The organism is Francisella halioticida (assembly GCF_002211785.1).
Taxonomy (GTDB): domain Bacteria; phylum Pseudomonadota; class Gammaproteobacteria; order Francisellales; family Francisellaceae; genus Francisella; species Francisella halioticida.
Genome location: NZ_CP022132.1, coordinates 750,010 through 765,809, shown reverse-complemented (window position 1 = coordinate 765,809; position 15,800 = coordinate 750,010). Strand labels below are relative to the sequence as shown.

Genomic DNA, 15,800 nt, shown 5'->3' with positions numbered 1-15,800 from the left:
AAAATCTATATTTAATATAGAATCAATAATACTTTATGTTTCATTTGGATAATTACTACAAGAAAATAGAAAGCTCTTCTATATTCTTAATATTTTCTAAACTCATCAACAACCTATCAAACCCTAAAGCAATCCCTGAGCATTCAGGAATATTTTCTAAACACTCTAAAAGTTCTGTATCAATATTTAAAGTCGCTTTTCTCTGCTCTTTTCGAATAGCTAAATCACTTTCAAAGCGCTTTAGCTGCTCTTTTTTATCTATAAGTTCATAATACCCATTAGCAAGCTCAATACCATCATAAAAAACTTCAAACCTTGCAGCAACTTGTTGATTATTTTTATTAGACACTTTTCTAGCTAATGATGACTGATAAATCGTATAATCATATATAAAATATATGGTATTTTGGTTATTAAGTTTTTTCTCAATCTTGTAGCTAAAAAGTATATCCAAACAGTCAGCTATACTTGGATTTTTTAAACCTTGAATCTTGTATAGATTTTTCTCAACAATACCGTTTAACTCATCTAAAGAAATAGTATGAGGGTTAAAATTATAATACTTCTCAAAAACCTCTTGGTAACTTAAATAAGTAAATTGTAAGTTTGGTTTAACTGCTAAAAAAAGAAGTTCAATTTCTTTCATTAAATCAAAATAGTTTATACCTACTCTATACCATTCTATCATTGTAAACTCATGATTATGATATTGCCCACATGGCTCATCTCGAAACGCTTTACATATTTGATAAATACTCCCACTACCTGCAGCAAGCAATCTTTTCATGGCGTACTCAGGTGAACTTTGTAAATATCGTTTACCAGCAGCAGTATCTATAGCAAAAACATCAATAAATGGATCTGTCACACCATAATTATAGGCTAATGGAGTATCTACTTCTAGCACATCTAGCTTTTTAAAATAGTCACGAATTTTAGCAAGGTATTCTGCTCGCTTTTGAATATTTTCTAAACTCATTTTACTACTCTAATTTTACTCACACTTGCTAACTCAAATTCAAATATTTGACTGCTACTTAAAATATTTAATTTAAAATATCTTGAAACACCCTTAGCGACCCCTTCAATTAGTTGATTATCATAATTAAAGGTTATTTTCTTATCTAAAGTGTAATCATATTTAGATAGCTCTATCAAGGCTTCATCATCACTGATCTTAAATAAAGATATTATTTGCTTTACTAAGCTAATAATAAGTTGTGATGAATCTATTTTCTTATTATTTATAATTGCTAATGATGTCCATTCTCGATCAATATTTTCATCTAAATTAAACATATTAACATTTATACCCACACCTATAACAATATCAAAACTATCTTTTCTAAGATTCTTTGTCTCTATTAAAATACCTGCGAGTTTTTGATCTTTAAAATAAATATCATTAGGCAGTTTTATTTTTAGATATTTTTTCTGTTCTGGAACTATATACTTCTTAATAGCCAACAAAACACCTAGAGCTATCTTAATACTTTTAAGAGAATTTTTTGAAATATTAAAACCATAATGAAAACCAAGAGTAGCATAAATGTTATCTTTATTCTCAGACACCCATATATCACCCCTTCTACCTCTAGCTTTTGTTTGAATATCTGCATAACAAAAATGGTATTTCGAAGTAAACTTTTTCTCTAAAAGATAATCATTAGTTGAACCTATTGTCTCAAAATATTCTATACTTATATCATTTATTTTATGAATAAGTTTTTCTTGTATATGTTTATGATTTTTCATCTTTACTTTTTCTATTGATTCTTCATAATTTAAAATACAAGTTAAAAAATGATTTATTAACTGTGCTTAACACCTATTTAATTATTACTATATGCGCAATATTTATTGGACTTATAATACACGTTATATTCAAAATATTATATTGGTTTTTAGAAAAATTACGTAATTTTTCTAAAGATCACCAAAGATCTGAATATAATCCTATAGTAGAGAATAAATATAATATTAATGATTTATGGGGGTTATTTTTATAAAAAAATCAAGCTCCCTTGCCATATCTATTTTTATATCTATATTCGCGGTACTTCTTCTTTTATCAGGATATCAATATTGGCTTAAATCTTTTGATATTTTTGGAATAAATAGTTTCACTATAAATTTATACTCTAATGCACATTTACTTTATAGAGGCCTAATTACAGTACTAAATATTACTGTAACAAATGCTTTCAAATCGTCACTAGCATTGATTTGTGTAATTTTTATTGAGATAGTAGGCTATATACTCATATTTAATGGAACAATAAAAGCAATAAACATTGATAAAAGTCAAAATATTTTTAGCATTAAATACTGTTTGTTAATTCTCTTACAACTTTTTAGTTTAATTTGTCTATTTATATTCATATTTATGCCTATTATTTTTGTTATAACGCCTATTAGCTCTGCCTATGAACAAGCACAAAATGACTCTAAAGCTCATATTTTAAACTAATCAAAGAAAAAAACAAAAAGGCAAATTATTATATACTCCTAAAGGGACATATTATGTATACCCTAAACTTAAAAAAACTTGCTTTATATCTGATAATAATCACAAAATAAACAAAGATGAATGCTATGACTTTGATAGAGAGCTAATAAAAAGTACCTGTAGCAATATTAAAAAAGTAAAGGATAATAGTTTTCTAAAATAGAATAAATATTTTTATGAAATGAAAATATTTACTGTAATAACGCCAAAATTTAAATGAACTTGTCTAAATAATCTTCTCAACTATTTTTATATTTAGAGATAAATTAACTTGCCCAAGAAACTCTTCTTTCTGCAACTGATAACAAGCTTTGACAGTATCTCCTATAGATATCTCTTCCACTACGGCATTATCAATAGCATTAAACCATATTGATTTTATAGATACTGTATCTTTATAGCATAAAACCAATTGTGCATGATTTTTATCTTTACCAACTAAACGAAAATTCTCTACAGTAAAATCATTACAAAAAACTGGCTTCTCAAATTCTCTACCATATGGCTCCAAAGATTCTATTTTTATCAAAGTATCTAAATTAAAATCATCAATTTCAAGCTCAAAATCATACTCTATGCAAGGCTCTAACGTTATACTATTCTTATTTACAAGATTACTAACTTGCATTTCAAAAAGATCATAGAATTTAGCAAAATCTTTATACTTAATAGTTAATCCTGCTGCACCTTTATGCCCACCATACTTAATCATCAAATTAGGATCTAGACTTGCTATATTATCCAATACTTCTTTAATATGAATATCATCAATACTTCGTGCTGATCCTGATATTAAATTAGGATTATTTTGTGTTTGAGAAAATATTATTATAGGCTTACCAAACATCTCTTTTAGCCTACTTGCAGAGATACCATGAATACCTGAATGACCATTTTCAAGCAGTATACATAAAGATTTTTTGCTATTGTCTAAATCACTTGCTTGAGCGATAGCTTCTTGCGTAATTTGTTTTTGAATTTCTTTACGCTGGTTATTTTGATTTTTAAGGTTGTTAAAAGTATTTTCAATTCTCTCATCATCTTCTTCTAGCAAAAAGCTTACTGAGCCAAGTGCATCAGAAACTCTACCATCACTATTTAAAATAGGAGCTATGCTAAAACCGATGTATTCACTACATATTCTATCTCTATCAATAAAGTCCCAACATAAACGATCATTTTCTTTTAGTTGTTCGATACCTAACTTTGTGACTATACGATTATTATAGCTATTTGCCATACTTACACAGTCTGCAACTGTACCAATAGCGACAAAATCTAATAAGTTACTCAAACCATACGACTTAGATACTGGTTTATAGTTTTGAATATATTTTCTTCGTAAAGCAGCCATAAAAAGCCAAGCAACCATACACCCAGCAATTGCCTTATCAGGATAATCACAGCCTTCTTGAGTAGGGTTAAGTACAGCTACAGCACTTTTAGGAGCTCCTTCTGGTGGTATGCCATGATGATCTGTCACAATTGTATCTATACTATTTTGTTTAAGCACAGCTATTCTAGGTTCATCTGTTGAACCATTATCGGCTGTTATTATCAAACTAGGTCGAATGTCATCAGTTAAAATCCTATTCATTAAAGATTCTGATAAACCGTAACCCTCTTTCATCCTATGACCAATATAAGAACGAATATTATCTTTAGGATATCCAAAAACTTTTGTTAATGAGTCATGAAAGATAGCATGAGAGGTCTGACCATCACAATCATGGTCTGTCTCTAAACCTATAACTTCATTATTTTGTAAAGCAACATAAAGCCTATCTACTGCTTTATCAATATCTTTGAATAAAAATGGTGATGATAAATCTTTTATAGCCCCATTTAAGACCAAGTTTATATTATTTAGATCACTTACTCTACCAGCAATAAGTTTAGCTAAAAAACCATCATATTGACTATCTAATAAGTAATCTAAAACTTCTTGGCTAAATGCTCGTTGTTTAATTAGCATAAGTTTATCTTGGCAGGATCTTTTTTGCATTTTTGGTGATTTCTAAACATATTTACTCCTGAAATGAAAAGTAAACCTAGAGGTATCGCAAAAAACACTCCCCATAATCCCCACATTCCACCAAATATTAATATTGCAGAAACAACGCCTACTGGGTGCATATTTAGAATTTCTGAAAATAATAATGGTACCAGCAAATTACCATCTAAAGCTTGGATAATAAAAAATACTATAAGCATCCAAACTAAAGTTATACTGATTCCATATTGTAGTATCCCAACCATAATTACAGGTATAGTAATCATCACCATACCAACATATGGAATAATTACAGATAATCCAACACCAAAGGCTAAAAGAATTGAGTAGTTAAGATTAAAATATGCAAAACCAAGATATGTAGCAATTGAAACAATAATAAATTCTATTGCTTTACCTCTTACATAATCAGCAAGTTTAGGCTTTAAATCATTCCACACAAAAAATAAAGCATGATTATCTTCAGGTAAAAATGAATTAAACCAACTTATAATTTTATCTTTATCTTTAAGGAAGTAAAACACCATCAAAGGCACTAAAAACAAATATATAAGAGCAGAAAATATTATAGGTAATGTTGTGGCTGTATTTTGTAGAATAAAAGATCCAATACTTGAGCTTATCTTTTTCCAGTCAATAGTATCAAACCAGCTAACTATTGAATTAATTATATCAACAGTTAATAATTTAGGATATTGTTGAGATAAATGCTCCAGACTTATTTTTAAACTCGAAAGGGTATGTGAAGCTTGTTTTATAAAGTCAATCATCTGATTAACTATAATAGGTAATAGCACAAAAATTACAGAAAATAAGACAATTAAGAAAATTATATAAGCAAAATAGACAAGTACAAGTCGATTTATCTTAGTTACTTTATATAGGATATTGACAAATGTATCAAGCAAATAAGCAATAACAAGTGCTGCCAAGATAGGTGCAATATAATTACCTAGGAAAGTTAATACTAGATAAAAAAACAGCATCAAACCAATAAATACTATTGGTTCATTATTTTGGTATCTATCTCTGTACCAGTTTTTTATAGTTTTTAAAACCATTTAATATAAAAGCTAATTTAAAACTGTTAGTATTTTAACAGTTTTAAGAAATTTTTGAATATATTTAAATTTTTAAAGAATACTTTATTAAACTATATATCCTTTTTTATTGTAATAATTGCTGGAATAATTAATGCTATTACTATCCCTATTATCAATAACATATCAAACTTAAATACTGACATATCTACCCTATCTATAGGAATAAAACCAACAATTATAGCTGTAACACACCCTAAACATCCTAGTAATGACATAATTACTGTACCTAAAGCCCCTCTAAAAATCTCATATTGACCAGCTTGTAAAGGTTGGCTAAGCTTAAGTTTAACAGCAGTTATAAACATTAAGATATAAGCCATTACAGCCAGCTGTGCGGTTAAATCACTAAGGTACCAATACGCCTCATTTACTGATGGCATAAAAATATATGAAAAACAAAATACTGTAAATACTAATGCTTGAGTAATCAGCATTGTATCTGGAGCATCATTTTTATTAGTCCTACCAAAAATCTGCGGCAAAATATTATCATTACTAACAACCATAAATGCTCGTGATAATCCCATAATCCAAGCTGATGTTGTTGTAAAAGCACCAAATATTAATGTAATAGCTATAATATAAGTCATCCATGGCATATTGATTTGACTAAAGAAATAGTGAAAAGAGACCATTAACCCAGTCACAATATCAACATCACCCATTTGTAACTGATTACTCACTAATATCACAGCGATATTTGATAAAATAAGTGACCCTAGAATAACAGAACCCGAGATTAATAATGCTCTTGGAAAATTCTTCTTAGCATTTCTTACATTAGCAGCGTGTATAGCACTCATCTCAAGACCAAACAGACTAAACATCACAGTTATAAACAAACCCCAACTACTTATATTATTTCCTGAAGGAATAAAGCTATAAATACTTGGTGGCATAATCTCTGAACTATGTGATAGCGACCATATTATAGCTATTATAATAATCAAAAACATCGGTAATAGCGTACCAATAGCTGCCCCTAATGTACTTATTGTACTTGATGTTTTAACTCCAAATAAGTTAATAGCTGTAGCGCTCCAAAACATTACCAGGCTCATTGATATCATATACCATGGATTAGCAACTAACTCATTTGCTTGCTGGCCTGTGAAAGGGGCTATTATATATGCTATAACCCCCGCAAAAAAACCACAGATGGAAGGAAACCATACTAAGTTATAAACCCACTGGAGCCAAATAACAAGAAAACCTAGTCTTTTACCAAATGCTTTTTTGACCCATATATAAACACCACCGGTCTCTTGTGATGAGCCAGTAGACATTTCAGCGGTCAATAATGCACAAGGGATTAAAAAGAAAATCCCAGCTAATATATAAAAAGTGACAACTATCCACCCTGCTTGAGCTGTTATAGAAATATTTCTTAAGCTATCTACCGCAACGATATTTATCATTACTAGTCTTATTAGGCCAAATTTTTTACTACTTACGATCTGTTCCATTGCTTATTTTTTCTTTAGAAAATAACGCGCTTTAGTATATACTTAAAATAATTTTATAACAACCACAGTTACCTTTACTTTTATGAAACTAAAGCTTTTTGCTATTGGTGCTTTCTTAAGTATTACAAGCTTATGCTATGCTGATGATAGTTCTTATATTTGTAGTAATAAAATACTTAAGAATCCCATCACTCCAACAAAAAATACAACCTTTCTTAATTTTACAAACTGGGCAGACTATATATCACCAGATATAATTCCATGCTTCTCAAAACTTTCTAATACTAGAGTAAAGTATATTTATACATCTGATGATAATATGACTAGAGCAAAAGTCATGACTGGATCGTCTGGTTTTGATCTTATTGAGCAAGGTGCACTTTATTTAAATAGTGAGATCGCATCAAAAGCCCTTATAAAATTGGATAAATCAAAATTACCAAATTTAAAATATCGTAATAAAGCTATCTATGACAAAATTTCTGAAATAAATGATCCTGGTAACAAATATGCTGTTGTCTATAGCTATGGAACTACTGGCCTAGCTTACAATAAGCAAAAAATTGAAGAGCGCTTAGGTAAGGGAGTTGTTCCTAATAGTTGGAAATACATTTTTAACAAAAAATATCTAAAACAAATTTCTAAATGTGGAGTTTCTCTTCTTGATGAACCTGAGCAAATATTTGGTAACTATTTTTACTATCATGGGATTAATCCAAATACAAATAGCAAAGCTGAATATGAAAAAGCCGCTTTAGATATTATCAAAAACATTCGCCCTTATATTAAATATTTTGATAGTAACAAATATCAAAATGACTTCACTGCAGGTAACCTATGTCTAGTTATGGGATATTCTGGCGATGTCGTTCGCTCAGTTCAAAGAGCTAAGAAGATCAACACTAATGTAACTCTTGCTTATGTGATTCCGAAAGAAGGTACAAATATTTGGTTTGATATGCTAATGATTCCTAAAGGAGCTAAAGATCTAAATAAATCTTACACTTTAATGAACTACATTTTAGATCCTTATGTATCTGCACAAAATAGTAATTACATATATCAACCAAATGGTGTAACACAGAATGAAAAATACATGAGCAAAATGTTTGATGATACAAATATCAGACCTACTGATGCAATGATTAAAAAAATGTATGTATTAAATATTCATGATGCCAAAATGCAAAGCTTCATAAGTAGAATGTGGATGAATGTAAAATACGGTATAAAGTTTAAACCTAAATATTATAAACCAAAACAGAAATAATAATCTCTAACTTCTATCACTCACAAAATATGCCTTCTCTACTTAATCACTTGCTAACAAAATATCTCCTTGCTTAAATAAACTTACCTCTCTACTGCTAACTTCTATCTCAATATTACCTGAAAGATAAATAATATACTGTCTAGATAGTACATTGTGCCAGTTAAATACTTTAACTTTGCTTAAACTCTCTAAAGAGCAATTGATCAATAGAATATAGTTTTGAATAAATTCTTAACTTATCTACTTCTACTACATAAACTCTTTTTCTTCAAAATATGGTAACTATATAAAACTTATATGAGTTTTAATGACTATTTAGCATGAGTTTGAAATATATTATTTCTATTATTTATAATTTTTGTAAATATTACAGGCAAAAAACCAACTATAAAAATAACTGGAATACATATAAAAGCCCAATAAAAAACAAATCTTGCTTGATCAAAAATTAGATATAAAACTATTGCTACAACTATACCAACCATGGTACTCAATAAACTGTCCCTGTTATTCAATACCACTTTATAAAATATTTTCATTCCTTGCTTTTATCCAGCATTATACTTAACTTCTGATGAATCAAAATATGTTACAGGTATTGAATTAAATGTTGATGGAGGAATTCTTGCTGGAAGCTCAGCACCTCCAAAAAAAGAAGAGTAAATAAAAATTAATCCTTAATATCCCACTGCTAAAGCACTCGCTCTACGAGGGTCTGCAGCACCATATACATATTTACCATCTGAGCCTACAGATTCAGCAGCACCCATAGCTGCATATGGTACGACATTATTTCCCATCTTCTTAAGTAAGTTGATTGTATCCACAGATATACCTTGTTCTACACCTAACTCTTCTGGCCATAGTTGACTATGCACACGAGGGTTATTAACTGCTGATTGTAAATTCATATTATAATCAATTAGATTTAAGATCACTTGTAGAGTTGTTGTAATAATACGACTTCCTCCAGGAGAACCTGTAGCTAAGAATGGATTACCATCTTTATCCAACACTATTGTTGGCGTCATAGAGCTTAAAGGTCGCTTATTTGGTGCGACAGTATTAGCTTCTCCTTGAATTAATCCAAAAACATTTGCCACGCCGACTTTAGCTGCAAAATCATCCATTTCATTATTCAAAAATATCCCGGTGCCTGGCACAATAATACCACTACCATAAGAATAGTTTAGTGTATACGTATTTGATACCATATTGCCGTCTTTATCTACAACACTAAACTGTGTAGTTTGTAATTTTTCACGATTATCTGGATCAACAGTACTAATATCTTTACTAGGGATATGCTTATTAGTATTTATTTTTTTAGCTATTCCCTTAGCATATCTTTTAGATAAAAATTTGGCTAAATCCATTTTTACAAAATCTGGATCACCCAAATCTGAATTACGATCATTATAAGCATAGCTCATAGCATTACTCATAAGATTAATAGTTTTAGCACTATTATTACCATAGTCAGATAATGAGAATTTTTCTAAAATATTTAGAAGTTCGATTAAAATAACTCCACCTGAACTTGGAGGAGGCATAGAGTATATTGTATAACCTCTATATGTACCTTTGACTGGAGCCATTTCTTCAACATTATAATTTCTAAGATCCTCTAAAGTAATTAACCCACCATTTTTTGCCATACTTTTAGCGATCTTATGAGCTATTTTGCCTTGATAAAAAGCTTTTTTGCCTTGTTCTGCGATTAGCGTTAAACTATGAGCAAGCTCTGGTTGTTTTAATGTTTCTCCTACCTTATATACAGAACCATTTTTTTTGTAAAAAATTCTCATTGCATCTGGAGATTTTTTTAACCAAGGCTTAGCAGATATTAATGATTGATGTAAATCATAACTCACTGGAATACCATACTTTGCTAATTTAATAGCTGGGGCTATTACTTGAGCAAGTTTTAGCTTACCATATTTTTGTTGTGCATCAATTAACCCAGCGACAGTTCCCGGAACTCCCGATGCACTATAAGAACCAGAAACTTTACTATAATCAACATCTCCTTTTTTATTAAGAAACATATCTTTAGAAGCCTTAGAAGGAGCTTTCTCGCGATAGTTTATAGCTATAGTTTTATGTTTGTCTTTTAGATGTATTAACATAAAACCTCCTCCTGCAAGATTCCCTGCCCTAGGCAAAGTAACTGCTAAAGCAAAGCCTACAGCTACAGCAGCATCTACGGTATTACCACCTTGTTTGAGTATTTGTAACCCTACTATACTTGCTAATGCCTCTTGTGAGGAAACCATTCCATGCCTTTGTACAACTGGTTGAGCAACCTGCATTTCCTCTTGTATAGGTACAAAATCATACCCACTAGGTACAGGACCTGCAATTACCAATAAGCTAGGCAATAGCATTACCAAGGACATAAAAGCTACAAATATTTTTTTCATTGAAACTATATAATTCTATTACAAGTATATTTAAATATAGCAAAAATTTATTGATTAAAGAAACTCTTATGAATATTTTTTACTTTCAATTATACTCTAAAATTTTGCAGCATCATTTACATTTGATAGGCTACTCTTAAGTACGGGTACATTTTGTGAGTTTGTTACGAAGCTTTCGCCGCTTGAAGCAACCTCTGAATTAGCCTTTTTATTACTAACTCCTAATATATTTAATACAACTTGGTCATTTTGCTGTGCTGATTCAGCTTGGGGAAGTTTCTGTTTTAATATTTTTGCCATACTATAATCATAATTTTGCAAATATGCATTTCTTAATGCTACATATGGATCTAATGATGACTGCTGAAGATTCGAATATGCTGGTAAATATGAGACACCCTGGTTAGTATAATATAGTCCATACATACTCCAGTTTATAAGATAGGATGTAAAAGTATCAATACCAGGAACAAGGAATACGTATGTCACAGGATTAAATGCTGCATCAACACTATCAGCTAAATTTTCTACAGTTCCTGGGCCGAAAATTGGCCATACAATATATGGTGAAGCATAACCTTTTTTATACACTCCCCATTTATGTAGTGTTGTTGAAAAATCTTGATGATAACGCATTTGCAAGCCAAACCAACTATTTGCAACATCAAATATCCCTGCTATTCCAAGAGTTGTATTTGCCACAAATCGCATACTATCATCTCCAGCATAACCCCATTGATCTTGAAATATATCATTTGCTACCCTACTAGGCTCATAAAGATTTTGAAAAACATTAAAAATTCCATTTTGAACAATACTTGGCATTACAAAAGCATAAACTTTAGCTGCTGGCGTCAGGAATTCATAAACTTTATTATTAAAGTTATATATTTTTCTATTATATTTTTCATATGGATCTCTTTTATTTATAGGAACTTCCCATTTAAAAGAGCATCCTGCAAGAGTCATAACTAAAACAACCCAAAGTAATATTAGCTTTATTTTAATTTTCATATCAGAATAAATTTATTATAAGATTTTGAAGTAAGCAATTATAGATGATTATTACTAAATATAAAGACTAAACTAGACTTTTAAACTTTTCTTAAAATTTCTAACCCAAAACCTTTGTGGTGATAGAGCTTCTAATAACTTATCTGATACTATACTTTGTTGATTTAATATCTTCGAAGATATTATTTTTGCTGAGATCAAAGATGAGCACATTCCTTTAGAGCCAAAACCAGATGATAAGTATAACCCTCCTTCATATTTGACTCTTGGCACCTTAGATTTAGGATAACCTTTTGATAACGGTTTATAAAAATCTTGCTTAAACCTAGTATATTTAGCTAATTCACCAATAACAGGTAGATGATCAGAAGTTACACACCTCATAGTAACTCTTGAATTAATTATTTTTAAATCTGCATCATAATTATTTAGAGATATCTGCTTTATTTGAGAAATATTAAATTTGTCATCATCATCTCTAATTTCTCCAGTAATATCAGTATTATCTCTAAATGTAGCACCAATAACTTGCAAACTTTGTTTATAGCCAGGGATAATATAACCTTTATCAACTACAGTTTTGTCTATATCGAAATAGTTCTCAATAACAGTTAATTGGCCATATGATGGGTATACTGGAATCTTTTGTAGGTAAGATATATTTTTAAATAGCTGATATCCACCAGCAAAAATTACAATATCAAAATTCATACTTTCAAATGACAGAGATTCTAGATCGATGTCTAAAGTATTTTTAACCTCAAGTTTCCAAAGCCCGTCATAAGTTTTTTTAACATCTAACAACTCAGTATCTAATTTTAATTTTGAACCTGATAATTTTAACCATAGCTGGCAAATGCTTTTAGGTACTACAGATAAAGCATTAGGATAATAAACTGCATTTGTTGAGATATCTTTATTTATAAACCTTGATAACTCTTGATCAGAAAGTAGCTGAGCTAAATTAGCATTAATATCTCTTTTAGTGAATATTTTTTGATATCTTTTTAAACCTTTCTCATCACTTAGTATTTGTAATACACCTTGATTACAGATTTCCACTTCATCCCTATATTTATTTATAAAATCTAATAGTAATTTGTATCCTAAAGTATGAAATTGATCTGAGAAGTTATTATCTGAGGTTAAACAAGGTTCTAATATCCCCGCAAAATTACCTGATGCTTCATTTGCTATTTCGAAATTCTTATCAAATATAGTTATATCAAAACTATCTGACTTACCTAACTCATAAGCTAATGAACATCCTGCTAATCCAGCGCCAATAATAGCTATTTTTTTACTACTCACATTGATTCTCACAATTATACTTATCTAAACGCCATTTAGCTGGATTATCTTTTATATATTCTCTAGTTTGTTTTGTACAAATATTTTTATAAGATTTAATAATCTGAAATAAATTAATACGATTTGTAGTGGTAGCACAATGTGCTACTATAAGATCTTTATCTGAATTGAATAGGACAGAATAATGTTCTGTCCCTACATTAATGCCATCTTTTTGTATTATAACTATTACATGAATATGATTAAACATAACTATAAACTCATCTAGTGATACATACTCATAGAATTTAGGAACATTTCTTAACGCGTCAAAAACTATCTTTCCACAATCATTCAAAACCATCTGATCATTTGATGATATTTCACAAAAACTAATCCTATCTTTGGTACAAATCGTCACATAATAATAACCATATTGTAAATAATCAAAACCTTCTAGACAATTATTTTTGCGTTGAAAAGCTTTTTTATGCTCCAAAGCCTCTTATGCCTTCTCTTTTACGTTTTTGTTCGGCTCTTAACATACGAGCTTGTTTAGGGTCGATAATTAAATCTCTATATATTTCAATTCTATCTTTATCTTTTACAGGATGATCTAAATCAACTATTTCACTATAAATACCAACTTTCAGCTCTTCTAAATTTTCTAGCTCTGAATACTTATGTGATACTTTTGACAGCTGAATTGCTTGTCTTACTGTAATAGACTTCTCAAACTCTACAAAAAAAGATTTTTGCTCATTAGGTAAAGCATAGATAACTTCTACTTTCACTATTTATAAACCTCTTCCGCACGCTTACAAAAAGCTCCTAACATTTTATCTGCTAAACCACGAAATACTGGGCCAAGAGACATTTCGACAAATTTATTCTCAAAAACAAACTCCATATTTAACGAAACTTTAGATGACTTCTCATCTTGAAGTTCAAATTTCCAATCACCTGTCAAACTTTTAAAAGGTCCATTCATCATATTTAAATGAATATGCTCGTTTCTTACCATAGTATTGTGTGTAGCAAAATCTAACTTAACAAATCCAGACTTAATCTTTAGAGATGCTTTTGCCTCTGTTTCAGAATGTTCAAAAACCTCTACGTCATAGCACATTGGCAAAAATTCTGGATAATTTTTAATATCATTTACAAGATCATACATTTGTGCAGCACTATAATTTACAACTGCAGATTTATTAACTTTATTCATTTATTTAATATTTTGCGTTTTGCTGATAATATATAGCGTTACATTGTATATCTTTTACAAAAAATAATAAAGTTATGAGTAAACATAAAGCTTCTCCTGCAACAATAGCTAGAAATAAAAGAGCTTTCCACGATTATACTATTTTAGAGAAGTTTGAGGCTGGGATAGTACTACAAGGATGGGAAGTAAAAAGTATCAGAGCTGGCAAAGTACAGATGATAGATAGCCATGTGCATATTAAGCATGGCGAAGCTTGGCTATTTAATTGTCTAATCACACCTCTACTATCAGCATCTACTTATGTGACACCAGATGCTTCTACCACACGTAAACTACTACTTAACCGTCGTGAAATAGATAAAATTATGGGCAGAGTTGAGCAGAAAGGTCTAACATGCGTACCACTTGCTATGTATTGGAAAGGTCCTCAAGTAAAAATAGAGATAGCTCTAGCTCAAGGTAAAAAAACACATGATAAGCGTCAAGCTCAAAAAGATAAAGATTGGTCACTTGAGAAAGGTAGATTATTTAAAAAGGCTCAACGATAAATGACAAAAACTGAGAAAAAACTACGTCACTATATTACTAAAGCTATTGCTGACTATAAACTTATCAAAAAAAGTGAGAAAGTAATGCTTTGCCTATCTGGTGGTAAGGATTCTTTTGGGCTTTTGAAAGTTTTACATGGGCTGATCAAAGATAAAACTTATGATATTGATCTTCATGTGTATACGTTAGATCAATCACAACCTGGCTGGGATGATAGCCAACTTAGGAAATACCTTGATAATCTTAGGGTATCTTATGAGATTGAGACAAAAAATACATACGGTGTAGTAATGGCTAAAGTACCAGAAGGTAAAACTTATTGCTCACTTTGTTCAAGACTTCGCCGTGGTAATATTTATAGATATGCAAAAGAGCATAAAATGGATAAAATCATCCTGGGCCATCACCGTGATGATTTAATTGAATCTCTACTAATGTCTATTTTATATCAAGGTCAAATTAAATCCATGCCTCCTAAGTTTATCACTCAAGATGGTGAAAATACTGTAATTCGTCCTATGGTATTAGTTCAAGAACGTGATCTAATAGAATTTGCTAAAGAAGAAGAGTTTCCAATAATTCCATGTAATCTATGTGGTTCACAAGAAAATCTTAAAAGAAAAAAAGTTAAAAAGCTTATTCAAGATTTAGCACATGAAAACCCAAAAGTGCCAAGTAATATTCTCAACTCGCTTTCAAATGTATTACCGAGTCATTTGATGGATAAAAATCTATACAACATATAACTACTATTATTTGTCTTACCTACAACCATAACAAACCATAAGGTTTTTAAAATTATATTTTTTATTCTATCCTGTAAAATAAGTTAATACGATGTTATTGAGTGGATGTATTATCTAAATAGAGTTTATTACTCTTAAAGAAATAAAGAGTTTTTCATTATTAATATCTAGTTACTAGGTTTAAACTG

Annotated in this window: 15 protein-coding genes; 3 read left to right on the top strand and 12 right to left on the bottom strand. The window is 30.0% G+C overall.

Going from position 1 to position 15,800, the window contains the following annotated elements; genetic code table 11:
- Positions 1 to 55 precede the first annotated feature (55 nt).
- The 5 genes from epmA to CDV26_RS04190 all read right to left on the bottom strand — a co-directional run bounded on the left by epmA (position 56) and on the right by CDV26_RS04190 (position 7,092).
- Positions 56 to 979 carry an EF-P lysine aminoacylase EpmA gene (gene epmA / locus CDV26_RS04215; protein WP_088772226.1) on the bottom strand — a complete coding sequence of 308 codons (924 nt, stop codon included), beginning with the start codon at positions 977 to 979 and terminating at the stop codon, positions 56 to 58.
- Positions 976 to 1,755 (bottom strand): biotin--[acetyl-CoA-carboxylase] ligase, encoded by a 780-nt coding sequence (locus CDV26_RS04210; protein WP_088772225.1) that lies wholly within the window; start codon positions 1,753 to 1,755, stop codon positions 976 to 978. Before CDV26_RS04210 ends, epmA begins: the two co-directional genes overlap by 4 nt.
- 980 nt (positions 1,756 to 2,735) lie before the next feature.
- Positions 2,736 to 4,484 (bottom strand): single-stranded-DNA-specific exonuclease RecJ, encoded by a 1,749-nt coding sequence (gene recJ, locus CDV26_RS04200; RefSeq protein WP_088773447.1) that lies wholly within the window; start codon positions 4,482 to 4,484, stop codon positions 2,736 to 2,738.
- Positions 4,478 to 5,584, bottom strand: coding sequence for an AI-2E family transporter (locus CDV26_RS04195; RefSeq protein ID WP_088772223.1), 1,107 nt, complete (start codon positions 5,582 to 5,584; stop codon positions 4,478 to 4,480). Before CDV26_RS04195 ends, recJ begins: the two co-directional genes overlap by 7 nt.
- 92 nt (positions 5,585 to 5,676) lie before the next feature.
- Positions 5,677 to 7,092: an APC family permease gene (locus tag CDV26_RS04190; RefSeq protein ID WP_088772222.1), complete on the bottom strand. Its 1,416-nt coding sequence runs from the start codon at positions 7,090 to 7,092 to the stop codon at positions 5,677 to 5,679.
- A gap of 82 nt (positions 7,093 to 7,174) precedes the next feature.
- On the opposite strand from CDV26_RS04190, the gene CDV26_RS04185 reads away from it, so the two are divergent.
- Entirely contained in the window at positions 7,175 to 8,362 is a 1,188-nt protein-coding gene (locus CDV26_RS04185; RefSeq protein WP_088772221.1) for a polyamine ABC transporter substrate-binding protein, read from the top strand.
- A gap of 314 nt (positions 8,363 to 8,676) precedes the next feature.
- On the opposite strand, the gene CDV26_RS11985 is transcribed toward CDV26_RS04185, so the two are convergent.
- From CDV26_RS11985 to CDV26_RS04155, 7 genes are all read right to left on the bottom strand, one after another.
- Entirely contained in the window at positions 8,677 to 8,859 is a 183-nt protein-coding gene (locus CDV26_RS11985; protein ID WP_157671448.1) for a hypothetical protein, read from the bottom strand.
- A 183-nt stretch (positions 8,860 to 9,042) separates the two neighbouring features.
- On the bottom strand, positions 9,043 to 10,788 hold the full coding sequence (gene ggt, locus CDV26_RS04180) for a gamma-glutamyltransferase (RefSeq protein WP_157671446.1): 1,746 nt from the start codon (positions 10,786 to 10,788) through the stop codon (positions 9,043 to 9,045).
- A 96-nt stretch (positions 10,789 to 10,884) separates the two neighbouring features.
- Complete coding sequence (locus tag CDV26_RS04175) at positions 10,885 to 11,802, bottom strand: MlaA family lipoprotein (protein ID WP_088772220.1); 918 nt, start codon at positions 11,800 to 11,802, stop codon at positions 10,885 to 10,887.
- A gap of 72 nt (positions 11,803 to 11,874) precedes the next feature.
- Positions 11,875 to 13,113 carry an FAD-dependent 5-carboxymethylaminomethyl-2-thiouridine(34) oxidoreductase MnmC1 gene (gene mnmC1, locus CDV26_RS04170; RefSeq protein WP_169709712.1) on the bottom strand — a complete coding sequence of 413 codons (1,239 nt, stop codon included), beginning with the start codon at positions 13,111 to 13,113 and terminating at the stop codon, positions 11,875 to 11,877.
- Positions 13,106 to 13,591, bottom strand: a complete 486-nt coding sequence (locus CDV26_RS04165; RefSeq protein ID WP_088772219.1) for a hypothetical protein — start codon at positions 13,589 to 13,591, stop codon at positions 13,106 to 13,108. The genes mnmC1 and CDV26_RS04165 overlap by 8 nt, the downstream gene beginning before the upstream one ends.
- Complete coding sequence (locus CDV26_RS04160; RefSeq protein WP_088772218.1) at positions 13,581 to 13,886, bottom strand: RnfH family protein; 306 nt, start codon at positions 13,884 to 13,886, stop codon at positions 13,581 to 13,583. The genes CDV26_RS04165 and CDV26_RS04160 overlap by 11 nt, the downstream gene beginning before the upstream one ends.
- Complete coding sequence (locus CDV26_RS04155; RefSeq protein WP_088772217.1) at positions 13,886 to 14,317, bottom strand: type II toxin-antitoxin system RatA family toxin; 432 nt, start codon at positions 14,315 to 14,317, stop codon at positions 13,886 to 13,888. Before CDV26_RS04155 ends, CDV26_RS04160 begins: the two co-directional genes overlap by 1 nt.
- Positions 14,318 to 14,391: 74 nt before the next feature.
- Between CDV26_RS04155 and smpB the strand changes: the two genes are divergently transcribed.
- Both smpB and ttcA read left to right on the top strand, forming a co-directional pair.
- Positions 14,392 to 14,865, top strand: coding sequence for an SsrA-binding protein SmpB (gene smpB, locus CDV26_RS04150; RefSeq protein WP_088772216.1), 474 nt, complete (start codon positions 14,392 to 14,394; stop codon positions 14,863 to 14,865).
- Entirely contained in the window at positions 14,866 to 15,612 is a 747-nt protein-coding gene (ttcA, locus tag CDV26_RS04145; RefSeq protein WP_088772215.1) for a tRNA 2-thiocytidine(32) synthetase TtcA, read from the top strand. It begins immediately after the preceding gene.
- Positions 15,613 to 15,800: the final 188 nt, after the last annotated feature.